At 33.8% G+C, this 26,043-nt stretch carries 20 protein-coding genes; 4 read left to right on the top strand and 16 right to left on the bottom strand.

The genetic code is table 11. The annotated features are described in order from the left end of the window. Positions 1 to 636 precede the first annotated feature (636 nt). The 3 genes from BLW23_RS21850 to BLW23_RS21840 form a co-directional block, all read right to left on the bottom strand. Positions 637 to 1,470 carry a hypothetical protein gene (locus BLW23_RS21850; protein WP_093673948.1) on the bottom strand — a complete coding sequence of 278 codons (834 nt, stop codon included), beginning with the start codon at positions 1,468 to 1,470 and terminating at the stop codon, positions 637 to 639. Between the two features lie 850 nt (positions 1,471 to 2,320). Continuing rightward, entirely contained in the window at positions 2,321 to 3,235 is a 915-nt protein-coding gene (locus tag BLW23_RS21845; RefSeq protein ID WP_093673946.1) for a PorP/SprF family type IX secretion system membrane protein, read from the bottom strand. A 3-nt stretch (positions 3,236 to 3,238) separates the two neighbouring features. Continuing rightward, entirely contained in the window at positions 3,239 to 11,125 is a 7,887-nt protein-coding gene (locus tag BLW23_RS21840; RefSeq protein WP_093673944.1) for an HYR domain-containing protein, read from the bottom strand. Positions 11,126 to 11,388: 263 nt separating this feature from the next. Between BLW23_RS21840 and BLW23_RS21835 the strand changes: the two genes are divergently transcribed. The 4 genes from BLW23_RS21835 (at position 11,389) to BLW23_RS21820 (ending at position 16,341) form a co-directional block, all read left to right on the top strand. Beyond that, positions 11,389 to 11,808: a hypothetical protein gene (locus tag BLW23_RS21835; RefSeq protein WP_093673942.1), complete on the top strand. Its 420-nt coding sequence runs from the start codon at positions 11,389 to 11,391 to the stop codon at positions 11,806 to 11,808. 210 nt (positions 11,809 to 12,018) lie between these two features. Further along, positions 12,019 to 14,016 (top strand): tetratricopeptide repeat-containing sensor histidine kinase, encoded by a 1,998-nt coding sequence (locus BLW23_RS21830; protein WP_093673940.1) that lies wholly within the window; start codon positions 12,019 to 12,021, stop codon positions 14,014 to 14,016. Beyond that, on the top strand, positions 14,006 to 14,650 hold the full coding sequence (locus BLW23_RS21825) for a response regulator transcription factor (RefSeq protein WP_093673938.1): 645 nt from the start codon (positions 14,006 to 14,008) through the stop codon (positions 14,648 to 14,650). Before BLW23_RS21830 ends, BLW23_RS21825 begins: the two co-directional genes overlap by 11 nt. A 458-nt stretch (positions 14,651 to 15,108) precedes the next feature. Further along, positions 15,109 to 16,341, top strand: a complete 1,233-nt coding sequence (locus BLW23_RS21820; protein ID WP_093673936.1) for a DEAD/DEAH box helicase — start codon at positions 15,109 to 15,111, stop codon at positions 16,339 to 16,341. Positions 16,342 to 16,610: 269 nt separating this feature from the next. Here the strand turns inward: BLW23_RS21820 and BLW23_RS21815 are convergent, their stop codons facing one another. The 13 genes from BLW23_RS21815 to BLW23_RS21755 form a co-directional block, all read right to left on the bottom strand. Beyond that, a complete protein-coding gene (locus BLW23_RS21815; protein ID WP_093668298.1) occupies positions 16,611 to 17,867 on the bottom strand; it encodes a transposase in 1,257 nt (418 codons plus the stop codon). A 338-nt stretch (positions 17,868 to 18,205) separates the two neighbouring features. Further along, the gene (locus BLW23_RS21810) at positions 18,206 to 18,472 is read right to left on the bottom strand and encodes a hypothetical protein (protein ID WP_093674397.1); all 267 of its coding nucleotides are present in this window, start codon (positions 18,470 to 18,472) and stop codon (positions 18,206 to 18,208) included. A gap of 5 nt (positions 18,473 to 18,477) precedes the next feature. After that, complete coding sequence (locus BLW23_RS21805; protein ID WP_093673934.1) at positions 18,478 to 19,419, bottom strand: L-histidine N(alpha)-methyltransferase; 942 nt, start codon at positions 19,417 to 19,419, stop codon at positions 18,478 to 18,480. Between the two features lie 40 nt (positions 19,420 to 19,459). Further along, positions 19,460 to 20,617, bottom strand: coding sequence for an ergothioneine biosynthesis protein EgtB (gene egtB / locus BLW23_RS21800; RefSeq protein ID WP_093673932.1), 1,158 nt, complete (start codon positions 20,615 to 20,617; stop codon positions 19,460 to 19,462). A 19-nt stretch (positions 20,618 to 20,636) separates the two neighbouring features. Beyond that, on the bottom strand, positions 20,637 to 20,918 hold the full coding sequence (locus tag BLW23_RS21795; protein WP_218134072.1) for a DUF427 domain-containing protein: 282 nt from the start codon (positions 20,916 to 20,918) through the stop codon (positions 20,637 to 20,639). A 49-nt stretch (positions 20,919 to 20,967) separates the two neighbouring features. Beyond that, positions 20,968 to 22,188, bottom strand: a complete 1,221-nt coding sequence (locus BLW23_RS21790; protein WP_093673928.1) for a bifunctional alpha/beta hydrolase/OsmC family protein — start codon at positions 22,186 to 22,188, stop codon at positions 20,968 to 20,970. Continuing rightward, positions 22,185 to 22,712, bottom strand: a complete 528-nt coding sequence (locus BLW23_RS21785; protein ID WP_093673926.1) for a peptide-methionine (S)-S-oxide reductase — start codon at positions 22,710 to 22,712, stop codon at positions 22,185 to 22,187. Before BLW23_RS21785 ends, BLW23_RS21790 begins: the two co-directional genes overlap by 4 nt. Further along, positions 22,713 to 23,105, bottom strand: coding sequence for a hypothetical protein (locus BLW23_RS21780; protein WP_093673924.1), 393 nt, complete (start codon positions 23,103 to 23,105; stop codon positions 22,713 to 22,715). It lies immediately after the preceding gene. A gap of 3 nt (positions 23,106 to 23,108) precedes the next feature. Further along, the gene (locus BLW23_RS21775) at positions 23,109 to 23,585 is read right to left on the bottom strand and encodes a TlpA family protein disulfide reductase (protein WP_093673922.1); all 477 of its coding nucleotides are present in this window, start codon (positions 23,583 to 23,585) and stop codon (positions 23,109 to 23,111) included. Beyond that, on the bottom strand, positions 23,576 to 24,535 hold the full coding sequence (locus BLW23_RS21770) for an aldo/keto reductase (RefSeq protein WP_093673920.1): 960 nt from the start codon (positions 24,533 to 24,535) through the stop codon (positions 23,576 to 23,578). The genes BLW23_RS21775 and BLW23_RS21770 overlap by 10 nt, the downstream gene beginning before the upstream one ends. Before the next feature lies 1 nt (position 24,536). Next, a complete protein-coding gene (locus BLW23_RS21765) occupies positions 24,537 to 24,998 on the bottom strand; it encodes a carboxymuconolactone decarboxylase family protein (protein WP_093673918.1) in 462 nt (153 codons plus the stop codon). Between the two features lie 2 nt (positions 24,999 to 25,000). Further along, positions 25,001 to 25,501: a peptide-methionine (S)-S-oxide reductase MsrA gene (msrA, locus tag BLW23_RS21760; protein ID WP_093673916.1), complete on the bottom strand. Its 501-nt coding sequence runs from the start codon at positions 25,499 to 25,501 to the stop codon at positions 25,001 to 25,003. Between the two features lie 245 nt (positions 25,502 to 25,746). Next, the gene (locus tag BLW23_RS21755; RefSeq protein WP_317039342.1) at positions 25,747 to 26,019 is read right to left on the bottom strand and encodes a peptide methionine sulfoxide reductase; all 273 of its coding nucleotides are present in this window, start codon (positions 26,017 to 26,019) and stop codon (positions 25,747 to 25,749) included. Between the last annotated feature and the right edge of the window lie 24 nt (positions 26,020 to 26,043).

Genomic DNA, 26,043 nt, shown 5'->3' with positions numbered 1-26,043 from the left:
GGAATTCAAAATTCAACATTTAAAATTAAAAAGAACTCAACACTTAAAATTGATAATTATTAATTAGTAGGTCATTGCGAGGAGTATGCAACGAAGCAATCTGTTTATTGATATTTCCGATTAACTTTAGAGCTCGGTTTTGGAAGATTACTTCACTTCGCTTTGGCTACGTTCGTAATGACGATAACAAAAAACTAGATACCTAAAATTGAGCATTCATAATTAAACATTGATCACTGATAATTAAAAAAAATAACAAAAACCTTTCCCAGCCACGCTGGCATGACTTCAGGAATAGAAGCTATAAACAGTTAGTAATTCAGTGATCAAAGAATAAATAAGATCTATTGATAACAGAACATTGATAATTAAAAACGCTCGACTATGTTAAGCACCTTCAACACTTAGAAAACCTAATACGTTATTTAACCTTATTATAAGATTGGAAGCCTTCAAGAAGTAATACCGATTACGTAGCTAAAACATGATGCTGCAAGCACCCGTCAAAGACGAGCACTAGCAGAAACATCAACTATTGAAAACTAAAATCTAATTATGTATTGTTTTATGCTTGTTTAAAATCAAATACCCATTTCAAATAGGATTTAATTAGGGGTCATGAAATTGACTAATTCATTATTTAGTATGACCATCAGTTATAGGTGTTTCAGTAGGAGAAACTACGTTGTTATTTGGGGTGTCACTAAGGCTAGGTTTCAATAAACCTCCTACAATAATACGTTGTTTAACGTCTTTATAATTGCCAGCTTCGTCAGTAATACGATAGGTTCTGGTAATGGTTTCAGGATTACTCATTTCATCGCTTACATCATCTACAAAAGTAACTATTGGTTCAGTATTACAATTGTCAATAGGATCAACTGTGTATATATCAGCCGCTGGAATATCATCAATAGTGGTAACCATGATATTAGCTAAAGGAATTGCTGTCGGTTTAACGGTATCATGGATAATGATTTTCTGTCTGAGGTTCATAAAGTTTCCAGCTTTATCACTTACACGATAAACTCTTGTAATGGTTTGCGGGTTACTTAGTCCATCACTGGTGTCATTAACAAACGTTACCGTTGGATTTGTGGTATAGTTGTCAGTTGCATTCTTTACTACCGAAATATCTGGATCAGGAAGGTAGGTAAAACAACAAATCCTAACATCAGGGAGTTTATCGGCTGTGGGTTTTGTGTTGTCTTTTGTCGGAATGTTTTGTTGTACGTTGGTATAGTTTCCATAGGCATCACTTACACGATAGGTTCTATCAATTGTTTCAAGATTATTTCCTGTGGGAGGCACAGTATCATTTGTAGCCTGGGGGGCAATTGTGTTTATTTCTTCAATTGTATTACTTACATCAAATTCTTGGGCTTTGATGCTAGAAGTATACAATACATTTAAAAACGTAAGTACGATTAAATATTTATAGGTAGCAGTATTTCCTGTGATACTCTTCATGATTAAGATAGTGGTTAATTCTCGAATCAAAATTACAGCCACATTTAAAAATTTATGTCACCATAAATGGGGTTTTTAGCAGTATTGTGTCCCCCTGTTTTCAGGGGTGTTATTTTTACCGATAATGGTATTTTGTGTTTTTGAATTAGTAAGTTATTTGTTCGAACTAAATCTTTGCTAGAATTCGTCGTTGACGGGTGCCGTTACAGTTAAGAAAAGTTATTTTTATTTATAGTGATGTGTTTTATGTGCACTCGTCGAAGACGAGCGCTAACGTATTATTGAATTAGTAAGTTATTTGTCTAAAACTAAATCTTAGCTAGCGCTTGTCTTTGACGAGTGCCGTCACAGTTAGTTAAAGTTATTTTGATTTATTTTGATATGTTTTATGGGCACTCGTCGAAGACGAGCGCCAACGTATTATTGAATTAGTAAGTTATTTGTCTAAAACTAAATCTTAGCTAGCGCTCGTCTTTTACGAGTGCCGTCACAGTTAGGTAAAGTTATTTTGATTTATTTTGATATGTTCTATGTGCACTCGTCGAAGACGAGCGCCAACGTATTATTGAATTGTAAGTTATTTACCTAAAACGAAATCCTTAGCTAGCGCTCGTCTTTAACGAGTGCCGTCATAGTTAGGTAAAGTTATTTTTATTTATTTTGATATGTTTTATGGTCACTCGTCGAAGACGATCGCTGACGTATTATTGAATTAGTAAGTTATTTGTCCGAATTAAATCTTTGCTAGTGCTGTCACAGTTAAGCTAAGTTAAATTATTTTTTATGAAGATATGTGTAATGAGCACTCGTCGAAGACGAGCGCGAACATACTATTTAATGTTTAAACTATTTACCTAAAACGAAATCCCTCATTTAATCGGAAATTCATTACAATGCCATGTGTACTCATAGGACTGTTGTTGAGTGCTTGATTATAGTTATAGGCAACTCTGCAATTGTTGGATATTCTAAATCCAGCTAAAAAATTAACAGAAGCATTTGTTCTGTATCCCACTCCAACTTCAAATTTGTTTTTGTAGTTTATTTTCGTGTTTAAATCTACTTGCATTGGAGCTCCAGCAACATATTTAATAAGCATGCTCGGATTAATCATTAGTTCTTTAAATCGGGTAGCAAAAAAACGATAACCTGTTAACAAATAAAAAGGACTAGAGATATTGACATTATTTTCTGATGACAATGAGTTTCCTAATAAATTGGGAGCGGAAAATCCAATATAAACACGCTCTCGGTTATAAAACACCCCAGCGCCTATGGTTGGTACGAGAGTATTAATATTTCGAGCAAAATTGGGGTCGTTTTTAATTTCTAAGGACAATAAATCTTCACCATAAATAATCATTCCACCAGTAATTCCAAAAGATAATACATGAGGATTATAGTCCCACCAAGTGCTGCGATCGGAATTAAAAAATAACTTATAGGAATATGCACCAAAGATATTGGTCATCTGACTCACACCAATTTGATCATTATACACACCACCACCTAAACCAACATTTTTTGAGTTTGTAGGCATATTAAAACTTAATCCAATGTTTCTAGGGCTCCCTTCAATATCATTTAAATGCCCTCGAGCGTTTATGATGATGTCAGTACTCTCGTAAAAGCCTGCGTGAGCTGGGTTAAATACCACACTATTATAATTGTAATCCGCAAAAATGGGGGTTTGCTGTCCTACAATAGTATGTGATAAACCTGACGATATGAGTATCGTTATGAGTAGTATAAATCGTATGTTCATTGTTTAGCGTTTTAAAACAAGAAATCCTGTTTGTTCTTTTTGATGTTGAGGATTGTCAATTTTGATTTGAAAGAAATAAGTTCCTTCGGGAAGTTCATCGGCTCCTAAACTTCTTTTTTTGTTGGCAGTTCCTCCAAAAACATTAGAAGAATTATTATAGTCAGAAATTTCGAAAACCAAATCGCCCCATCTGTTATAAATGAATACCTTGTTTTTAGGGTAATTTTCAATACCAGGAATTTCCCAATACTCATTAATTCCATCGTCATCAGGAGAAAATCCGTATTTGTCCTTAAATGGGTTTACATCTTCTATTGTAATATTGAAACTACAAGTACTAGTATTTCCTTTTAAATCTGTTGCTTCGAAAGTGATGATGGTCGTTCCTATGGGGAACTCAGATCCGGAAGACAATCCCGCTATTTGATTGATGGTAGTAGTAGAACAATTATCAGTTGCTACAGGAGAATTGTAATGTACAATAGCTGTTGATAAACCACCTTCTACATTTTGAACGATATCATTAGGACATTCGATTTCAGGTGCTATGTTATCGTTTACGATAATTGTTTGCGTTACATCAATGTGATTACCTGATTGATCAGTAACCCGATAGGTTCTTATAATAGTTTCAGAATTGCTCGCTCCATCACTCACATCACTAATAAAAGTTACTGTTGGATTTGTGGTACAGTTGTCAGTTGCATCGTTTATTAAGCTGATATCAGCAGGGGGAATATCAGAAGAACAAGTTACCGTAATATTTGGAGGATTACTCGCAGTAGGATTGATGCTATCTTGCACGATGATTGTTTGCGTTACATTAATGAGATTACCTGCTTGATCAGTAACACGATAGATTCTGGTAATAGTTTCAGGATTGCTCGCTCCATCGCTCACATCACTAATAAAAGTTACTGTTGGATTTGTGGTACAGTTGTCAGTTGCATCGTTTATTAAGCTGATATCAGCAGCAGGAATATCAGAAGAACAAGTTATTGTAATATTTGGAGGATTACTTGCAGTTGGATTGATGCTATCTTGCACGGTGATTGTTTGCGTTATATCAATTTGATTTTCCGCTTGATCGGTGACACGATAGGTTCTGGTAATAATTTCAGGATTGCTCGCTCCATCGCTCACATCACTAATAAAAGTAACTGTTGGATTTGTGGTACAGTTGTCAGTTGCATCGTTTATTAAGCTGATATCAGCAGCGGGAACATGATCAGAACAAACTACGGTAATATTTGGAAGATTACTCGCAGTTGGATTAATGGTATCGTTTACAATAATGGTTTGTGTTACATCGATAAAGTTTCCTGCTTCATCTGCAATACGATAAGTTCTGGTAATTGTTTCAGAACGACTAGCCCCATCGCTCACATCACTAATAAAAGTAACTGTTGGATTTCCGGTACAATTATCGGCCTCATCAGTAACAACAGTTATATCGGCAGCGGGAACATCATCAGAGCAAACTACCGTAATATTTGGAGGATTACTCGCAGTTGGATTAATGGTATCGTTTACAATAATGGTTTGTGTTACATCGATAAAGTTTCCTGCTTCATCTGTAACACGATAAGTTCTGGTAATAGTTTCAGAACGACTAGCCCCATCGCTCACATCACTAATAAAAGTTACCGTTGGATTTCTGGTACAGTTATCAGCCTCATCATTAACAACAGTTATATCGGCAGCGGGAATATCATCAGAACAAACTAAGGTAATATTTGGAAGATTACTCGCAGTTGGATTAATGGTATCGTTTACAATAATGGTTTGTGTTACATCAATAAAGTTTCCTGCTTCATCTGTAACACGATATGTTCTGGTAATAGTTTCAGGATTGCTCGCTCCATCACTCACATCACTAGTAAAAGTTACCGTTGGATTTACGGTACAGTTATCAGCCTCATCAGTAACAACAGTTATATCGGCAGCGGGAACATCAGAGGAACAAGCTACCGTAATATTTGGAGGATTACTCGCAGTTGGATTAATGGTATCGTTTACAATAATGGTTTGTGTAACATCGATAAAGTTTTCTGCTTCATCAGTAACACGATATGTTCTGGTAATAGTTTCAGGATTGCTCGCTCCATTACTGATCTCATTGATAAAAGTTACCGTTGGATTTACGGTACAATTATCAGCTTCATCAGTAACAACAGTTGTATCGGCAGCAGGAATATCAGAAGAACAAACTACCGTAATATTTGATGGATTACTTGCCGTCGGGTTAACAGTATCCATAATTACGATAGTTTGTGTGATATCGATATAATTTCCAGTTTGATCAGTAACACGATAGGTTCTTGTAATGGTTTCAGGATTTCGAACACCATCACTGATATCACTGATAAAAGTTACCGTTGGATTTGCGGTACAGTTATCAGCTTCATCAGTAATAACAGTTGTATCGGGAATAGGAATGTCAGAGGAACAAACTACTGTAATATTTGGAGGATTACTCGCCGTCGGGTCAGCAGTATCAATTATTACAATAGTTTGTGTTATATCGATAAAGTTTCCTGCTTGATCAGCAACACGATAGGTTCTTACAATAGTTTCAGGGTTGCTCGCTCCATCACTAACATCACTAACGAAAGTAACTGTTGGATTTGCGGTACAGTTATCAGCTTCATCATTTACAATAGTTATATCGGCAGCAGGAATATCAGAGGAACAAGCCACCGCAATATTTGATGGATTACTAGCAGTTGGATTAATGGTATCGTTTACAATAATTATTTGTATTACATCGATAAAGTTTCCTGCTTGATCAGTAACACGATAGGTTCTTACAATAGTTTCAGGGTTGCTCGCTCCATCACTAACATCACTAATAAAAGTAACTGTTGGATTTGCGGTACAGTTATCAGTCTCATCAGTAACAACAGTTATATCGGCAGCAGGAATATCAGAGGAACAAGCTACTGTTTGATTTGGTGGATTACTCGCGGTTGGATTAATGGTATCGTTTACAATAATTGTTTGTATTACATCGATAAAGTTTCCTCCTTCATCAGTAACACGATAGGTTCTGGTAATAGTTTCAGGGTTGCTCGCTCCATCACTAACATCACTAACGAAAGTAACTGTTGGATTTGCGGTACAGTTATCAGTTTCATCAGTAACAACAGTTATATCGACAGCAGGAATATCAGAGGAACAAGCCACCGCAATATTTGATGGATTACTCGCGGTTGGATTAATGGTATCGTTTACAATAATTGTTTGTGTAACATCGATAAAGTTTCCTGCTTCATCAGTAACACGATAGGTTCTTGTAATAGTTTCAGGGTTACTCGCTCCATCACTAACATTACTAATAAAAGTAACTGTTGGATTTGCGGTACAGTTATCAGTCTCATCAGTAACAACAGTTATATCGGCAGCAGGAATATCAGAGGAACAAGCTACTGTTACATTTGGTGGATTACTCGCAGTTGGATTAATGGTATCGTTTACAATAATTGTTTGTATTACATCGATAAAGTTTCCTGCTTCATCAGTAACACGATAGGTTCTTGTAATAGTTTCAGGATTACTCGCTCCATCACTAACATTACTAATAAAAGTAACTGTTGGATTTGCGGTACAATTATCAGTTTCATCATTTACAATAGTTATATCGGCAGCAGGAATATCAGAGGAACAAGCTACTGTTACATTTGGTGGATTACTCGCGGTTGGATTAATGGTATCGTTTACAATAATGGTTTGTTGTACATCGGTGTGGTTTCCTGCTTGATCAGTAACACGATAGGTTCTTGTAATAGATTCAGGATTGCTCGCTCCATCACTAACATCACTAATAAAAGTAACTGTTGGTGTAATCATGCTGTCATCCGCCTCATCAGTAACCACTAAAGGATCTGGAGTAGGAACATCACTAGAGCACTGAAAACTCAGTGATAATGGATTACTGGCTGTAGGAGGAACCGAGTCAACAATTTCATTTACAACAAAAGTACAATCATTAGTATTTCCTTTCACATCGGTTGCAATGAGGGTAATGGTCATTCCTGGAGTATAGGTGCTGCCTGCAGTAGGAGATTGAGTTACTATTGGATTTACATCACAATTATCGCTTACAGTTGCTAAGGAAGTATAGTCTGGCAATAAATTTCCAGAAGCTAAGATTTGATCAGATGGACAAGTAATTACAGGCGCCTCTGTATCTGGAACTGAAAAACCATAAATAACATAAGCATGACCAGGATCTAAACTAGAACTACTATCATAGTACAACCTTTCTTTTTCTCCAATTATGATATCAGTAATTCCATCACCGTTTATGTCCCCTAAATTTGCTAATGGATATTCTCTAAGAGAAGAACGAATTATAAATGCTTCAGAAGGAGGTAATGAATATGGAGAGATAGTTGCATTCCACGGAGTATTTTTTCCAAAAACAATAACACTTCTTCCATAAGTTCCTAAAAGAAGGTCATCAATTCCATCGTTATTAAAATCACCTCCAGAGCTGGCAACAGTAGGAGTTGATGAAACCTTAAACCCATTAGTCCCATTTAAGGTCGTTATATCTTCTTCAGCAGAAAAAGGAGTATTCTTTCCAAAAAACAGATAGGAATTTCCGAATAAAATATCATTAATTCCGTCATTATTAATGTCACCAACCCCGTTTATTAATGTCTTATATCGGTTTGATGTAAAAGAAGAAACATCAACATAAAATCCGTTAGTACCATTTATTTCACCAGTAGAAATAGTACGTGGATGGTTTCCTGTTTTTCCGAAAAGGATAAAAGTTTTATTTGTTCTTCCCCCTTGAAAACCAAGATCATCAATGCCATCACCGTTAACATCTCCTAAACCGGCAACAAAATTTCCGATAGCCTCTCCATCGGCATTCCCTTTTATGGTAAATCCATTGGTACCATTTAAATCGACAGCTTTTAATAAAGCAGGGAAAGGATTAGAACTTCCATAAACAATATAACATTTACCAGTGGTATCCGTCCATCTTGCTGATCTAGCACCAATAATAATATCATTAATACCGTCATTGTTGATGTCTCCTGCAGAATCAATAGAAAGTGCAGATTGATCAAAAGCAGCTCCACCTAAAAATACGAATCCGTTTGTACCATCAATATCAGAAACATTAAACACTGGAGGAAAAGCGCTTCTTTTACCAAAAATAATATAGGTTTCTCCCATTTCACTTCCCAAAGCATGACGACGGAATGGATCACTAAACATTAAATCATCAATTCCATCGTTATTAATGTCTCCAGCTGTGCTTACCTGATAACCTGAAAATTGAAAAGTTCCACCTGGAATATCGTTTGTTATTTTAAACCCATTAGTTCCATTCAGTAATTTAGTGTCGAGGTTTGGAAGGAAATTTCCTCTTTTTCCGAAAACGACAAAAACATCACCTGGGAAATTCCCCCTTTCTATACCTCGTAAGGTATTCATCCTATAGGCTTTTCCAGGTGAACCCACTAAAAAGTCTTGAATACCATCGCCATTTACGTCACCAGCGTTTCTTACATCATAACCAGTTTCACCTTTTATTCTATCTCCTTCAATGGTAAATCCATTGCTACCATTTAAATCATTTAAGTTCAACGAAGCTGTTGTACAATCTATAGGAGGAGGTGAAGGACGTGTTGTAACTAAAAAGGAACAACTCTCGCTGTTTCCAGCCCCATCAGTTACGGTTACAATTACATTAGTGTCTGAGGTAAACACGGTTCCTTGTGCAGGAGTTTGAGTATAAGTGAAATCGAAAATAGAAGTACAGCTGTCAGAAACTGTTAGTTTTAAAAAATAATTAGGGAGGGTAGCGTTTACAAATAAAGATTCTGATGTTAAACAGGTAATCACTGGTTTTTCGGTATCTGCCCCTCTATTTAAAATAAATGTACAGGTACTACTATTTGAACTAGAATCAGTGGCCGTCATGGTAATTGTCATTCCATCTGTAAATCGAGTTCCTGCAGCAGGACTTTGCGTAACAGTAGGCGAAGGGTCTATGGCGTCTGTAACCGTAACCAAACTTGTAAAATCTGGAACCTCATGCGTATGGCAAGGCACCTCTTGATTTCCTGGACAAGTAATCGTTGGGGGGGTAGTATCTCCACTGGACAACGTTTTAGCATTATCTATTTTTTCGATCACTCCTTGGTTCCCTGAACCATCTTCTAAGAAGATATAAATGTCATATGTGGTATCTTCCGATAAAGATGAAATTACTTCATCAATACTTGTGTTTGCGGTATTCATTAAAAAACTACCATTAGTTATTGCTCCCGTGCCTCCTGTAATAATATCGTGTGTTACACTTGTAGAAAACGTACTTAGAAAAATGGCGTAGTGTATGGTTCCTGTTTCTGGACCGTTAACAGTAATGGTAAAACCAGAAGTTGTTTCATTATTGACTTGTGGGTAGGTATCGTTTAAAGGTATGGCATAATGGTCTCCTCCTAAGATTACATATGCTTCTCCCGTTCTTAAGCCACTTCCACTAAGTACTTCATTTGGACTACCAATAATAAAGTCCGAAATTCCGTCATTATTAAAGTCGCCACCACTTATAGGTCTACCAATATTTGATGTTTTGAACCCAGGAACGATAAAACCATTCATACCATTCAATGTGGTTTCATCAATAGGATTGGGAAAACCAGTTGTGCTTCCAAAAATAACATAAGCGTTTCTATCAGATCCACTTCCTCCATAAACAGATATAAAATCGTTAATTCCGTCTTGGTTTATATCACCAATGCTTGCTGAAGTTAACGTACCTGGCAACACAAAACCATAGGTGCCATCATGAATACTGCTCAATGGAATATGGGAAGGAAAAGGATCGGTTAGTGATTTTCCGAAAATAGCTGCCCTTTCAGAAAAGAAATCGTCGATTCCATCATGGTTAATATCTCCTAATGATCCTGTAAAAGCTAAGAAATTACCACCAGAATGGTCTACAGTAAAGCCTTCGGTAATCGACATGGTTTCTACATCTAATACAGAAGGAAAAGAGTTTCTTCCGTAAATTAAATGTGTTCTTGCTCCAGTTCCAGATTTCCAATCGCCTAAATTAATATCGTTAATACCATCATTATTAATATCGCCTGCACCACCTGCTAAATAGCCAGGAATGGATGAATTGGAATATCTTTTGATGCTAAATCCTTTTATGCCATCTAACCAAGAAGCATTAATAATAGCAGGGAAATTTGTAGATCGTCCAAAGTATATTTGTGCGACACCACCAGCCCTACTTAATATAAAATCGTTTATAGTATCGCCATTTACATCTCCAAGAGCACCTGCTTCGTTAGCGCTGCCTTGAATAAGAAAACCATTTACACCATCAGCATAATCAACAGTATAGGTAGCATTAAAAGGGGTGGCTTTTCCGTAAATAACCATGGTGCCTCCAGAGTATACAACCACTAAGTCGTCAATAGTATCACCGTTAATATCACCAACACCTTCAATAGAACCTCCCATTCGTTTGCTTCGATCTTTTCCTTCTACGACAAATCCATTTGCACCATTAAGAGTGGTAATGTCAAAATTAGGAGGGAGGCCAGCATTTGTTCCAAAGATTATGTAAGCAGCTCCTGCGAGATCCAACCCATTTATATCTGCATTGTTAACACCAATACCAATATCTTCAAAACCATCATTATTGATATCGCCAATGAATTTAGTTTCAGCACCAAATTGAGACTCTGGATCAATACCAGGTATTGCAAATCCATTGGTCCCTTTTAAAGTATTTATATCAAAACTAGCAGGATATAACTGCTGCGCTTTTATTGTAGAAGTATATAGTGAATTTAATAAACTTAGTAATATTAAATACGTAAGCTTAGCAATATTTTCTGGTATACTTTTCATGGTTAAAATAGTAGTTAATTCAAGGCAAAACTAAAAATGAGCTTATGAACCTATGTCACCATAAACAGGGTTTTTAAATATATTAAATACCCCTGTTTTCAGGGGGTATACTTTCACTAAAAAGGGTGTACTATTTTTAATGAACTCCTCTGATCTTTGCCTTGTGATTTTTGATCAACTATTAACCAAGTAAATACCATGACCATACTGATTCAGAACTTTCACAAAAAACAAGTATTAACCCTATTAAAACTATTTATATTATGATTTGGGGAATCACATTAATCTTATTAAGTATCATCGCAGTGCCATCATTATTATTAGCAAAAAAACCAAATGCTAAAGAACTTCTAGAAAAAATTGAGCCTTATCAAGGTTGGATTGGGTTTGCTTTTTGTTTTTGGGGTATTTGGGGAGTTATATCTTCTTTATTAAATATTGGAGGACTTAGCACGTATCCTATTTGGTGGATTACTTTATTAGCAGGGAATATCGTTGAAGCGGTTTTAGGTTTTATGTTAGGTTTTGGCTTAATAAATAAATTCGTTTTATCTAGAACAGAAGCAGGAGAAGAAAAAGGAAATCGTTTAAGAGAAAAGTTAGCTCCAAAACAAGGACAATTAGGTGTTTTCGGTTTAATCGTTGGTGCTTGGATGATTGTTGCTTCCTTTTTATTTCTATAAACAAGAATACTACTAATACTACTACTATATGTAATAAGAAGCCAATTAGAAGGGGGCTTTTAAACATCTTTTTCGGTGCGCTAACAAGCATTGGGAAGGATGTTTTGCTCGTATAGAATGAGCATAATTATTTCTCTTTGCACCGGTTTTATTTGATCGGTGTAAAAGGCAAAAATTTATACAGGTTTAAAATACTTAGAACTCTCTAAAATGAATACATTTGCTCACATGCTTCAAGTTTTACAAAAAATTGTTTTAATCAGTATTTATCTATTCTCTTTTTGTGTGTATGCTCAAGAAATGGGAGCAGATAAAGTACCTATAAAAATAAAAAAAGAGATAGTCTATAAAGAAAAAGCAAGAATTGATCAGGCATTTCATTTTTTAAATAATAATGAGAAAGAGAAAGCATATAAAATAGCCCATAAATTATTAAAGAAAAAGCTAGATCCACATTCTAAAGTGAATACTTATTTATTATTGAGTTTTTATTTCAATTCTTCTGAGTTAATTGATTCTTCTTTGTTCTATGGAAGAAAAGCCTTGAGTCATAAGAAATATGTTAAAAATGATTCGTTACAAAATAAGTTAAGTGCTCTTGTTTATAATTTATTTGCCTTAAATGATAAAAGAAAAGGCTTAAGTAGCGAAAGTAAGAAATGGCACCTTAAAGGTATCGAAGCAGCTCAAAAGTATAACGAAGAAAATCTTTACTATACCCATACTCATGGTTTGGCTCATGCGTATATGAATATGGGGGAATATCAAAAGGCCTTGGAGTTGTTTCAAAAATGTATAAAATATAACGGTGAAGAAGAAATAACTTTTGGAAGTTATATTAATATAGGGATTATCTATTCGCTTTTGAAAGACTTTAAATCGTCTAGTAAGAATTTAGAAAAAGCCTTGAATCTTGCCAAGGAAAATGATTATGCTATTGGCACAATAAAAGTAAATCTTGCTAAAAATTATGAAGAATTAGAGGATCTGGATAAGGCATTTTCATTCAACAAAGAAGTACTTGCAATCGCAGAAAAAAAAGGATACAATAAACTCGCTATTGAAGCACGTCTTAATATTGCGAATATTTATTTAAAACTGAAGCGATATAAAGATGCGGAATTAATGTTTTCTCTTAGTTTAATTAATGCCATTGAGTTGGGATACTTAAATCAACAGGAGCTTATATATGAAAAACTTAAAGATATTTCTATAGCAAAGAACGAGTACAAAAATGCCTTTCAATTTTTAAATCGAGTTTTTAGTGTGAAAGACTCTATAAGTAAACTACAAAAGGATAAGGAGATTAATGAGCTAGAGGTAAAGTATAAAACACTGCAAAAGGAAAATGAAATTACACTTTTAAAGAAAAATCAAGAAATTCAAGAAGCAGAGTTGGTAAGGGAGAAGAGTATTAAAAACATTATTTTATATTCTTTCTTAATTATTTTGATACCCGTTTTAGGATTGCTTGTGATTTATTATCAGAAGTTACAAGCACAGAGTGAGCTTAATAGGAAACAAGAAGAGATAAATAATCAAAAAATATCTTCACTGATAAAAGATCAAGAATTAAAGGTAATCAAGGCCTCCATTAAAGGTCAGAACAAAGAAAGAAAGCACATTGCTCAAGAGTTGCACGATAGTATTGGAGGGAATTTGGCCGCTATTAAATTAAAGCTAAACGGCTCTGTTAAAGAAAATATGAAAACCGATTTTTTAAGTGAACTCAATACTCAAATAGATTGTACTTATGAAGAAGTAAGAAATATTTCTCATAACCTAATACCAAAACAGTTTAATGAGAATAATTTTTGTGATATTCTCGAAGAATATACGAATAGTATTTGGGGGGCCAACAGTTCCTTTACAGTATACCCAAGAGATGAAGTAAATCTTTTAAACGAAAAATTGCAGATTGAAATTTTTAAGATTATAAAAGAATTAACAACCAATACCATTAAACATGCCAAGGCTACATCGATCGAATTACAATTGAATGTGATTGATGGCGCATTAAGTATTTTGTTTGAAGACAACGGTGTAGGCTTTATTCCGAAGAAGAGTATTGAGGGTATTGGCTTTTCAAACATTAAAAGTAGATTAAAGAAATTTAGCGGTGTTTTACACATCGATTCTAGACTCAATAGAGGTACTATAATTAACATTGAAATACCTGTTGCAAAAGAAGTTGAATATGAAGTATAATTTAATAATTGTTGATGATCATAAGATGTTTTTAGACGGCGTTCTGAGTATCTTAAATTCCGAAAATGACTATAATGTTGTGTTAACTTCAACAGAAGGCAAAAATGTAGTCAAATACTTAGAGATTAATTCTAAAGATACAATAGATTTAATAATCACAGACATTTCCATGCCGGAGTTAGATGGAGTTGCTCTTAGTAAAATCGTAAAAGAAAAAAGGAAGGATATTAAAATTCTTGTGGTTAGCATGCATACCAATGCAGATGTTATTGATAGCCTTATTAAGTCGGATGTAGAGGGATATGTTCCTAAAAATGCTAAAAAAGAGGAATTGTTACATGCCATAAAAACAATCTTAGAAGGAGATAAGTATTTTTCCAAAGAGATAAAAGATATTTATTTTGAAAATAAGTTGTCAAAAAAGAAAGAGGAGGAGATTAAACTAACGCAAAGGGAAATCGATGTTATTACCTTAATTGCACAAGAGCATACTACCCAAGAAATAGCGGATAAGTTGTTTTTAAGTAAACATACGATTGAAAGTTATCGAAAAAATATTATTGGAAAGCTAGGTGTTAGAAACCTCGCTGGTTTAACAAAATATGCTCTGAAGATGAAGTATGTGGAGGATTGATTGGTATGGATTAGCTATAGAGGTTGGGTAATTACGAATTTTTTTCTGCATTATATTATGACGCAAACATTTTGAGTGAGAATCTGAAACAAGTTAAGGTTGACAATTATGGATCACGGATTTATATGTGACTCTGTTCGTAAGTAATTGGTTTTGATTTAATTAATTGTTTCAGCTGAAAGGAGAAATCTTTTGACTTTATTACATAACATATTCTCTCGTTCTTGTCTTTGACAGCACTCGACACAGTTAAGTGTCAGCCTCTAATATAAAAAGTTAAATTGCCGCGATTCAGTCATTCTAAATGAATTGAGATTGTACCAGATAATGGCTTTCTTTTATAAAAAAACGTAGGAAGTAATAATATAATTACTGCTACATTTTAACATTAGTAATAATACTATCTAATAATAAAGAAGTCTTTACTTTTAAATTATCTTTGCAAAAAAAAATAATCAATGAAGTTTTCTGACTTACGTTTAAACAAATCTATTTTAAAAGCACTAACCGAAAATAAACACCATACACCAACTCTGGTACAAGAAAAGGTGATTCCTTTAGTGTTAAATAAAAAAGATGTTATTGTAACAGCACAAACGGGTACAGGTAAAACGGCTTCATTTGCGTTGCCTATCATTGAAGAATTATTAGAAGAACAAAATGCTGAAAAAGGGGAGAAAACAATTAAATCCTTAATTTTAAGTCCAACACGCGAATTAGCAATTCAAATTGATGAGAGTTTTAAAACGTATGGAAAATATACAAATCTAAGAAGTACAGCTGTTTATGGAGGTATGTCTCTAGCACCTCAAAAGGATGTGCTAAAAAAAGGAGTTGATATTTTAATTGCTACACCTGGACGATTCATTGACTTGCATAAACAGGGAGTTATTGATCTGAGTTTTTTAAAAACTTTTGTTTTAGATGAAGCTGACCTCATGTTAGATATGGGGTTTATAAATGATGTTAAACAAATTGAAAGCTTTTCTCCTAAGAAAAAACAAACATTATTATTTTCTGCAACCATACCTCAAAAAATTGATGAATTAGCTAAAAGACTACTTTATAAGCCAGAGAAAATAACAATTTCACCAAGTCATACTACATCTAAGAATATTGGTCAACTGCTGTATTATGTTCCAAAAAAGAATAAAACAGATTTGTGTTTACATCTTTTGCGAAATACAATTAATGGAAAAGTTATCATTTTTAGACGAACAAAAATTGGCGTTGATAAGCTTGAACAAACATTACTTAAAAACAATTATAAAGTAACTAGTTTACATGGTGATAAAACTCAGGTAATTCGTAACAAAGCAGTACAAGATTTTAAGGATAAAAAATCAACTATATTAATTGCTACTGATGTAGCTGCAAGAGGTATTGATATTAGTAAGGTTGATGCTGTTATTAATTTCGATTTGCCTAATGTTCCTGAAACCTATGTACATAGAATAGGAAGGACAGGAAGAGCAGGGAAGTCCGGTATAGCATTTTCCTTTTGTAGCGCTGATGAAACTTCTTATGTAAAAACTATTGAAGAACTTTTACAAAAACCAATTGCTATTATTGAAGATCACCCTTTTCCTTTATCAAAACCCAAGCCTAAAAAACAACCCAATACGATTAGTAAGCATAAAAAAGGAAGAAAATCATCAAATTCTAAAAAGAACAAAAAACGCTGGTATTAGAAAAAAAGAAGTTTTATGTTTCTTTCTAAGTTGTTTTCAATTAAACAATCGTAATAAATTAGATCTGGACTTGGTTTTTTGATTTTTGAAATTCATATCAAGGCACTTTCAGAAAACAGTCTATTTTTTAAAATACATTGAAAATAGAGGATAAAATTATATAAATTCTATCCTCTATTTCTGTTTAAAAGAGGTTTTATTGATTGAATCTCCTAAAAACGTACCTACAAGACGTAGCTCTCCCATGAAAAAAATACTAAGATTTTATTTTAGGCTATTTGTTGGTCTGTTTGAGCTATTTTTCTTCGACCAATTTCTAATGCATTTCCTGTGTGTATACCAAAGAATATCCATAGAATTTCATTCTTTTTTGTTTTGGCTTTTATTTTCCGTAGGTGATAATGTTCTTTATCCTTACCAAAAGAGCCTTCTAATCTTGTTGCTCTTTCTTTAGCAATGATAGCCCTAAGTTGCTTTTTCTCTTTATGATTTTTAGGTTTTCTACCCTTGGGGATAAAGTCTGTCTGTATGGTTTTTGAGCTACTATATGTTCTGTTTTTATTGGTAGCATAAATTTTATCTCCACCGGCTACTTTTACCTTTTTTCGAGTTAACCCTTGCGCTTTTTGAACTGTTTGTATAAAACGGTTTCCTTCGTGAAACGCATTAAAATTAATATGTTCTATAAAGCTAATTCCATCAATTTGAACTTTGTTAACTTTTGCTCCAAACTCAACAGGCTTTACTTCTTTTCCGCGAACAATAGGACGGATATAATCCTTATGAATACTTACAATTCTATCTTTGATTTTTTCTCCTGTATCAAAATGATCTTTTTGTTGTTTGTAAATTCTTTGGATTGTGTCGATTCGCTTATAATACAAGGGCTTAAACTCGATATTGTAGGCCTTGGATAATTCCTTTTCAAAATCGATAAACTTACTTAATAGCTTCAGTAAAGCTCGGGTTAATGAAGTACGTTTAGACTTGGTTTTTCTTCGCATTTTACTAAATCCTTGGTAACGTTTTTTCCACTTGTTATATCTACTTCTGATCATCTTAGTTCCTAAGATGGAGCAAGTTTTACGTAATTGATTGTACAACCAGTGAACAGATTCCCAAAGTAATTTCTGGATGGTAGGATAACGAACTTCACTTTCGTAACAAGTAGCATCCATTACGATTTGGTCGGTACTATCAATATGATTTTTCCAAGAATTAAAAAGAACTTTTTCTACTAAATTAATATCTAGTTTCTCTGCTAATTCACAACGTATTTGACTTATTATTTTATAGTTTGTTAAACGTTCAAAACCTAATTCTATATCGCAGAAAAATTGATAGTCTAAATTTGAGTTGAGTTGTTCAATCATTTTCCTATCCGAACAATTGGCATAATGCTTTAAAAACATCAAGCCAAGTCTTCCTTTAGGGCTAAAAAGATAGTTACGCCCTTTTTTTTGTTCAGTAATATTTAAAGTAGTAACCAAGTCATCCCAATCAATAGCAGAATAGATTTTGCCCAAATCTCCCTCTAAAAAACGTGTGTAATGAGCATCATAATTCTCACTGAGGGGAAAAAATTGAAATGCGGTGTTGCATTTCAGAAATTCTTCGTATTTTCATAATTACACAAATGGAAACCCCGTTTTTTACCTTTTTTGGTGATTTTCGGGGTTTATTATGAATATAAGATACAACAAAACCCTCGTAAAAACAAGGGTTTAGCTATTTTATGACAGTGCCTATCAAAGATAAACTGGTTTTACTAACAAATGGCGTTAAATTAAGTATTAGCACCAGGTACCTTGATCAATTAGTAAAGCTATACCCAGCGTTTTCGTAGATGAGTATAGCCTTAATTTTATTTATACTTTACCTTACAAGTCTCACATGTATAGGTATTCTTATTAATGGTGATTTTATCGAGTTTCCTGGTGACATCGGCAATAAAGTTGTTGTATATGTCTTTACTAGGGTTATTGTTTTGCCCTTTCATAAAAGAATAAAACTCACCATCATATTCATGTTCTCCCCAACAGTTAGGACAAACACCTTCAGGAGCTTTTTCAGTGGTTTCATTTTTTCTTTTTCTATTAAAGAAATCTCTTACATTTTCAATTAAACTCATATGAATTACTTTTTTAAAATTATGTTCGTGAAATAATGTTTGCAATCTAAAAAGTGTTGCTCCGTAGTAAAATTAGTTGATTGTGCTAGCTGGTTAATTTCGTTTAAATTGTATTTCTTGGAAAGCTCCGTCCAAATCAATTCATCGTAATTAAAATGAAACCCTTTATTTAGTTTCTTTAAAAAAACACTTTGCTTTCTCAAACTGATGAGGTAGCTATTTACCTCTCCATTTTCTGGATTGTAGTGGCAGTAAAAATCAAAATCATCCAATCTGAAATCACCATCAAATTCACGATTTATTCTTGAAAGTAAGTTCAAATTGAATTTTTTAGTAATTCCATAAGAGTCGTCATAAGCGTTCTTTATAGTATTCGGGTTTTTTTGCAAATCGACGCCAAGCAATAGTTTATCTCCATCTTTCATGTTTTTATTAAAAAGAGATAGTAAATTAACAGCTTCGTCATAAGAGTAGTTCCCAATATTACTTCCTAAAAACAATAGAAGACTCGGAATATTTGTTTGTACATTTTCTTTTGAAAGAACCTCGAAGTAATCTCCTATTCTCGGATGAATATTTAATGTTGGAAGTTTTGCTTTTAACTTTTCTTCCAAGCTATTCATAGCTCCCTGTGAAATATCAATTGGAACATAATAAAAATCAATATTATGGTTGACTAAATATTCCAAAAGCTTAAAAGTTTTCATACCATCTCCAGCACCTAGTTCTACAATATTAAAAGGTTGATTGAAGTTTACCGCATCAATTATTTGCTTAGCCTGAAGAGAAAGAATTTCAAATTCACTTGAGGTTAAATAATACTCGGGCATTTCCATGATTTCCTGAAAGATTTTACTTCCAGTATCGTCATAAAAATATTTTGAAGATAGATGTTTGTTTTCCGAAGATAGGCCTTCGATTAAGTCTTTAGCAAATATTTGATTCATAGATAGATTGATTTGTTTGAAGGAGCTTTTTATTGTTCGTTTACTTTACCAGTCGTATTCCTGAAAACATCCAACGTAATTCAGGATGGAAAAAGTTTCTGTACGTTTTTCTGCTATGGTTTTTAGGTGTGGCTATTGAGGCTCCGCGTAAAACATGTTGATTCACCATAAACTTACCATTATATTCACCAAGGGCTCCGTCAGCTTTTTTAAAATTAGGGTAAGGTAAATAAGCACTAGAAGTCCATTCCCATAGCTGCCCCCAATTGAAATTGTTTGAAGCCACTTCCCATTCAAATTCGGTGGGAAGACGCATTTTTTTCCATTCAGCAAAAGCAAAAGCTTCATAATACGATATGTTCATCACAGGTAGTTTCATATCTATGTTTGTAAAACCATCGGTATGGTAATAATGCCACTTTCCTTTAAAAAAGTGCCAATATAACGGTGCAAGCATTTTATTTTGTTGAACCCAATCCCACCCAGCGGCATGCCATAAATTGAAATTTTGATAACCTCCATCTTCAATGAAGTCAATGAATTCTTGATTAGTAACAAGTTTGTTTGCAATAGAAAACGGTTGGATATAGGTTTTATGCACTCCCAACTCATTGTCAAAACAAAAACCATTTGATCTATGTCCGATTTCATAAACGCCTTCCTCTATTTTGAGAAACTCTAATTCTTGAATTTCCTGTTGTAAAGAATAGTTGAGAGGAATGCTAGGAAATGTAGGTTGGTGTCCTAAAATATATTTAATATCATAGGCAAGTAATTCTTGATGTTGTTCCTCGTGATTAATTCCTGTTTCTACAATGTTTTTAACTTCACTAGATACATTTGTTGATAGGAAAGCTGAAATTTCCTGAGTAACATAATTTCTATATTCATATACTTCCTTAACCGTTGGACGTGTCATTAGTCCACGATTCGGACGTAAAACACGATCGCCAGCATTGTTATAATAACTATTAAAAAGAAAGGCAAAATCGTCGTTATATACTTTGTAGTTTTTATTGAAATGAACAAGAATAAACTGCTCAAAAAACCAGGTAGTATGTGCTAAGTGCCATTTGGGTGGTGACACATCTACTATGGGTTGAACCGAGTAATCTTCAATTTCTAAATCTTTACAGATAAATTCCGACTGCTTTCTACATTGGAGAAATTTATCTCTTAAATATTCAGTATCTATCATTTTGATTTCCGCTTAGGTATTATTCTTCAATTTTTACGCCTCTCCAAAAAGCAATATGATCTTTTATTTTAGAAGCTCTTTCTGAGGGATGAATATAATACCAGGCAGCGTCCTTATTTTCTACGCCATCAACAGAAATGGTATAGTAAGAAGCCTGTCCTTTCCACGGACAAGTGCTATGGGTTTCTGTACTTTGAAAATATTCTTTATTGATGCTTTCAGGAGGGAAGTAATGATTTCCTTCCACCACAATAGTGTTATCACTTTCAGCAATGATTTTGTTATTCCAAATAGCTTTCATAATTATAATTTTAAAATGAATTAAATAGTATTAGCGATAGCAGTTGTTTTTAGTTTAATAGTTCGGTGTCGAAATAAACCTCCTTAGCAACAGTTTTATGAACAGGACATTTTGATGCGATTTCTTTTAATTTTTGTTGCTGACTTTCATCGAGGTTTCCAACAAATTTTAATTTTTTAGAAATATGATCTATTCTTCCTGGTTTTTCAACATCTAAGCTCAATTCATCGCTGTGTTTTTTAGAGTAGGTAATGTACACGTACACTTCCTGTAAATCCCATTTTTTTCGTTGCGCATAAAGTTTTAGGGTCATTGTGGTACAAGCAGCGATACTAGCGCTTAAATAATCATAAGGAGAAGGTCCGAAGTCATCACCTCCAAAAGTTGTGGGCTCATCTGCTAAAAACGAATGATTTTTAGTTTGCAAAGAGGTCGTGAAATTATCTTCTAATAGATTTAAATGACCAATTAACTGTTCTCCATTAGTGTCAAGCATAGTGTTTTCTTTGGGGTCAAAAAAACGCTGCGCCCAAGAACCAATCATATTCCCTGCATACAAACTATCTCTATTTTGAGATAGTAAATGATCAGCATTGTCTAAACTTATAAAACTTTTGGGATGTTTTGCATTGTGATATAAACTATGGGCATTACTAATTTCAACAACAGCGTCGACTGGAGAATGCATAATTAAGATGGGTTTTCTCAATTTTTTGGTGATTTCAGGTAAATCAGTTTTATGGAAATCCTCTACAAATTCTTGATTGATTTTAAAGGGACGTCCACCAATATTTACCTCAACTTCACCCTTACTTTTTACCTCTTCAATTGCATGTGAAAATAAATGGGTAACGTGATTAACAGTGGCCGGTGAACCGATAGTGGCTACAGCTTTGATATTGCTTAGTTTTGAAGCGGCTACCACAGCAGCAGCCCCTCCTAGGGAATGACCAATAATTAAGCTTGGTGCGCTGAAGTTTTCGGAAATATACCTGTTCACAGAAATTAAATCGTCAACGTTTGCTGAAAAATGACTTTCTGCAAAACCTCCTTCACTTCTTCCCAATCCAGTAAAATCGAATCTAACTACACCAAATCCATGATTGGTCAATGCTCTACTAATGTTTTTAACGGCGTTTAAACTGCTAGAACAAGAAAAACAATGAGCGAAAATAGCATAATAATGAGGCTTTTGATTTGCAGGAAGTTCTACATAAGCTCTTAATTTATATTGTTTGCTATTTTCAATGTCTAGTCTGATGGTTTTCATAATGCGGTTTTGTTTTTTAAATGATTCAATTCCTTAACATTTACATCTTCTGAAAATCGAGTCAATAAGATTCTTAGTTTCGGATTGATAAAGGTTTCACAAAATGGTTTGGTCGGATTTTTTTTATAATAATTTCGAATTTCTTCCCGAGAAGCCTTAAATTCTATAAAAGGAAGGACTTGCGTAATTATTTGGTGATCAAAATCTACTTGAAACGAGTTAACATACTCTTTGCAAATTTCTTCCTGCTTTTTAGAAAATGTATAAATAGCCGATCTGTATTTTTTCCTGAAGGAATGGCTGCTCGTACTTTTATGCGTGTGCAAGTGAATTTCAATAAGCGTTTTTAAATCGATAACGTTCTCGTCAAAATAAACGATAACGGCTTCTGAAAAACTTTCGTTCTCATTAGAGGAAGCAATCCAACCTTGTTCAACGAGAACAACTCCATTTAAATGTTGAAAAACGGCTTCCGTACACCAATGGCAACCGCCACCAAATCCTATTTTAATTTCATTATTCACTTATAAATTATGATTGTTTTCAAATTGAAACTTTCTAATTCCTACAGCGCGGAAGGCATAAATAATTAGAATAACAAAAGCAATAAACATGAAAATCGTTCCAGTGTATAACAACAAACTAGGGATGTCATAAAACGACTTGTTTTCAAATATGGCTCCTAAAATTCCAGATAAAACATACACTCCTGAAGCTAAATATAGCAGGGCGCTTGCCCTAGTTAATAAACCTAGCTGCTTTATTTTTTTGCTAGATATTAAATGTTGAAAATCGTTACATTTATTACTTAATAATTGATTTAGTTCAGTACTTAAACTTGTAATTTGACTAGTAGTAGATAAAATTAGCATACCTAAGGCAGGTAAAATAGTTATGGGTAGATACCAATCGTGCATTGTTTACGAGTTTAAGAGTTCATTAATTTTTAAGTCGAGTCTATAAAGAGCATTGTTTGGGTCTGAACCAAAAATTGAATAGACTAGGTTGCCTTCTTTATCTGTCAATAGCCAGTGCGGAGTTCCACCCGCTTGATATTTTCTGAAAGTATTTGTATCGTTGTTATCTTTATAAAAAGGAAATCGAATGTAAAATTCTTCTTTTGCGTTTTCAAAATCACGAAGCGTATACTCAGGTCCTTCAAATCTAGAATGGATGCCTATGACATGGATGTTATCTCCATTTTCAACAACAATTCTATTGGCATAAGGTAAAGCTCTACCTTTACAGCCTGGGCACCCCAGGTTAAAAAAAAGAACCAAAATAGGTTTACCTTTTAGTTTTTCAATAGAAGGAACAAGGTCTTGAAAAATAGATTCTAATTCCCAATTAAGAAGTAGTTTGCCAAGTTGTAAATCGTTCGTGTTCATTAATTCCATGTCAGTTTTTTACGTTCATTCCAGTAAAACTCAGCAGCTACTTTAAACTTAGAAAGTTCATCAATTTGAGTACCTGTAAGTTTTACTTTTGGTGCATTTAAGTTACTAGATAAATGTGTTTCATTATTGGCACCACTTAAAACAATAGCGTTTGGGTAAATAGTTGAGCAATAACTTAAAATAATAGCATCTCTACCTACTTGTAATTCACTTTCAAGTTTTTCCAAATAAGCATAAAATGAATTGTATTCGGGGTAGTTACTATTATTGAAAACTCTCCCATTGGCTAAAGCTTCTTTAATAATGAGTTGAGTTCCGTTTTTAAATAACTGATCAACTTTTCGTATACTTTGCTCAAGCATATTGAAGGTACATTGGTACACTGAAAACAAGATTTCATTATCTATTGAAATAGCGCTAGCTTTTTCGAGTATTTCCAATTGATTTGCTCCTGATGCTGTAATTCCAACTTGAACACTGTACTTTTTTTTAATTTCATGAAGACGATTTAAAATCTTTTCATTTTCAAGAACACCAGTATCTAAAGTGGCTGAATGAATTTGATAAAAACTCAAATAGGGGAGTAGTTGTTTTGACACTTCCCATTGTTCATTCAATTTACTTAAGCTATGTTCTTTTATCTCATGAACATCTGCATTAGAATCAAAATTAGCGACATACGTATAGCCCCATTTTGTACCGATTTTAATTGTAGGATCATTTTTTTCTTGAAGCCACTCTATCAGTAATTGTTCAGAGAGGCCATATCCAGGTGCTGTGTCAAAATAGCGAATACCTTTTTGATAGGCAGATTCTAAAACTTGCATTCCTTCTTGCTTGAACTCAGTAATATTAAAAACACCACCAGTTTGAGCGGTGTTTTTAATATTGATATAAAGTGGTCTCCCAATAGCAGCGGTTCCAAGACCTATATTGGAAATTTTTGTCATATTATTCTAGATAAGGTATTTGACCTTGGGCAAGTTTTAAACGAGTCCAAACATTCATGTTAATAACGATTGCCGCGATTTCTGCGATTTCTTTTTCCGAGAAAAACTTGGTCATATCATGGTGATATTGCTGAAAGTTTTTATGAGTTCCTTCTGTTAACACATCACAGTAAGCTAAAGCAAGCTTCTCTTTTTCGGTAAATAATTCACTATTCCACCAAGAAGAAATATTATCAGTTTTCGCTTCGTTAATTCCAACTTCTCTGGAGGTTTTGGCATGTAAAATAACACAGTACGCACATTCGTTTTTCTGAGCAACACGTAATCGTAACAATTGAGCTAGCTGTTTGTCTACTTCCAAGTCAGCAGTATATCCGAAAGCTCGCGCCATTTGTTTGGCTAAATCATGAAAAGGAGTTACATCAGGGTTAAAGCGAATGTTTTTGAATTTGGTTTCGTTCATAATTATGCTGGTATAAATGAGTTGTCAAATCTTTCAAAATGACAGGTATATCCATTTGGGTTCTTTACTAAATAGTCTTGGTGATAATCTTCAGCAACCCAAAACTTTGTAAAAGGTTCTATAGTTGTTACCACTTTACTTGGCCATCTGTTTGAATCGTCAACAATTTTGATAAAATCCCCAGCGATTTGCTTTTCTTCATCATTCTGATAAAAAATAGCCGATCGATAGCTTGATCCACGGTCATTTCCTTGTCTATCAATTGATGTTGGGTCATGCATTCTGTAGAAATAATCTAAAATTTCTTTAAAATTAGTTTCATCAGGATTATAGGTAAGCTCAATTCCTTCAGCATGCCCTGGATGATTTCTATACGTAGGGAAATCATTTTCTCCACCTAAATAACCAACTTCGGTATTTACAATTCCTGGTCTTTTTCTAAAAAGGTCTTCCATTCCCCAGAAACAACCTCCTGCTATGTATGCTTTTTTGTAATTGCTCATTGTAATATTTTACTGTATAAGATTAATAATTACTCACTAAGTGAAATTTAAAAGCTTCGACTTGATGTCGAAATTTTTAAGTCAGCTTCTTAAAGGAGCCTCATTGACTAGGTCAAAGTTACGATCAAGATGTTGTTTTGTCCATATATATTAATCATATATACTTGTTTATTTTACTCACTAAATTTACTGTTTGTATTGTGTATTTCAAAGAAAAGTCTGATAATAAGATTTTTATGTTTTAATTAAGTATTCTTTTGAGAAATTGGTTCTACATTATGCAAGAAGTGCAGTACTTTTTGTTCTGGCATTTCACAAGGTTTCAATTTTTCTGCGGTGGAGGTTATATAGTAGTTCAAACTAATAACATCCGTTCCTCCTAATTCCTTAGCATATATTTTAAATGATTTTCCTTTGTTAAAAGAAGCTTTGGAAATTCCATACTTTTTCTTCATGTATATACCTTCTGAATATCCTTCTGGTAAATCTTTAATTGTTTTTAAAACTATTGAATTCAAAGAGCTTTTTTTTAAGATGAATCG

Source organism: Tenacibaculum sp. MAR_2009_124 (genome assembly GCF_900105455.1).
Taxonomy (GTDB): domain Bacteria; phylum Bacteroidota; class Bacteroidia; order Flavobacteriales; family Flavobacteriaceae; genus Polaribacter.
Note: the sequence above shows the minus strand (reverse complement) of the source record. Positions and strands in the feature narration are given on the sequence as shown.

Bases quoted from the DNA above. Each gene is read 5' to 3' on its own strand.
- BLW23_RS21850 (WP_093673948.1), bottom strand. From the start codon at position 1,470: ATGAAGAGTATCACAGGAAATACTGCTACCTATAAATATTTAATCGTA.
- BLW23_RS21845 (WP_093673946.1), bottom strand. From the start codon at position 3,235: ATGAACATACGATTTATACTACTCATAACGATACTCATATCGTCAGGT.
- BLW23_RS21840 (WP_093673944.1), bottom strand. From the start codon at position 11,125: ATGAAAAGTATACCAGAAAATATTGCTAAGCTTACGTATTTAATATTA.
- BLW23_RS21835 (WP_093673942.1), top strand. From the start codon at position 11,389: ATGATTTGGGGAATCACATTAATCTTATTAAGTATCATCGCAGTGCCA.
- BLW23_RS21830 (WP_093673940.1), top strand. From the start codon at position 12,019: ATGAATACATTTGCTCACATGCTTCAAGTTTTACAAAAAATTGTTTTA.
- BLW23_RS21825 (WP_093673938.1), top strand. From the start codon at position 14,006: ATGAAGTATAATTTAATAATTGTTGATGATCATAAGATGTTTTTAGAC.
- BLW23_RS21820 (WP_093673936.1), top strand. From the start codon at position 15,109: ATGAAGTTTTCTGACTTACGTTTAAACAAATCTATTTTAAAAGCACTA.
- BLW23_RS21810 (WP_093674397.1), bottom strand. From the start codon at position 18,472: ATGAGTTTAATTGAAAATGTAAGAGATTTCTTTAATAGAAAAAGAAAA.
- BLW23_RS21805 (WP_093673934.1), bottom strand. From the start codon at position 19,419: ATGAATCAAATATTTGCTAAAGACTTAATCGAAGGCCTATCTTCGGAA.
- egtB (WP_093673932.1), bottom strand. From the start codon at position 20,617: ATGATAGATACTGAATATTTAAGAGATAAATTTCTCCAATGTAGAAAG.
- BLW23_RS21795 (WP_218134072.1), bottom strand. From the start codon at position 20,918: ATGAAAGCTATTTGGAATAACAAAATCATTGCTGAAAGTGATAACACT.
- BLW23_RS21790 (WP_093673928.1), bottom strand. From the start codon at position 22,188: ATGAAAACCATCAGACTAGACATTGAAAATAGCAAACAATATAAATTA.
- BLW23_RS21780 (WP_093673924.1), bottom strand. From the start codon at position 23,105: ATGCACGATTGGTATCTACCCATAACTATTTTACCTGCCTTAGGTATG.
- BLW23_RS21775 (WP_093673922.1), bottom strand. From the start codon at position 23,585: ATGGAATTAATGAACACGAACGATTTACAACTTGGCAAACTACTTCTT.
- BLW23_RS21770 (WP_093673920.1), bottom strand. From the start codon at position 24,535: ATGACAAAAATTTCCAATATAGGTCTTGGAACCGCTGCTATTGGGAGA.
- BLW23_RS21765 (WP_093673918.1), bottom strand. From the start codon at position 24,998: ATGAACGAAACCAAATTCAAAAACATTCGCTTTAACCCTGATGTAACT.
- msrA (WP_093673916.1), bottom strand. From the start codon at position 25,501: ATGAGCAATTACAAAAAAGCATACATAGCAGGAGGTTGTTTCTGGGGA.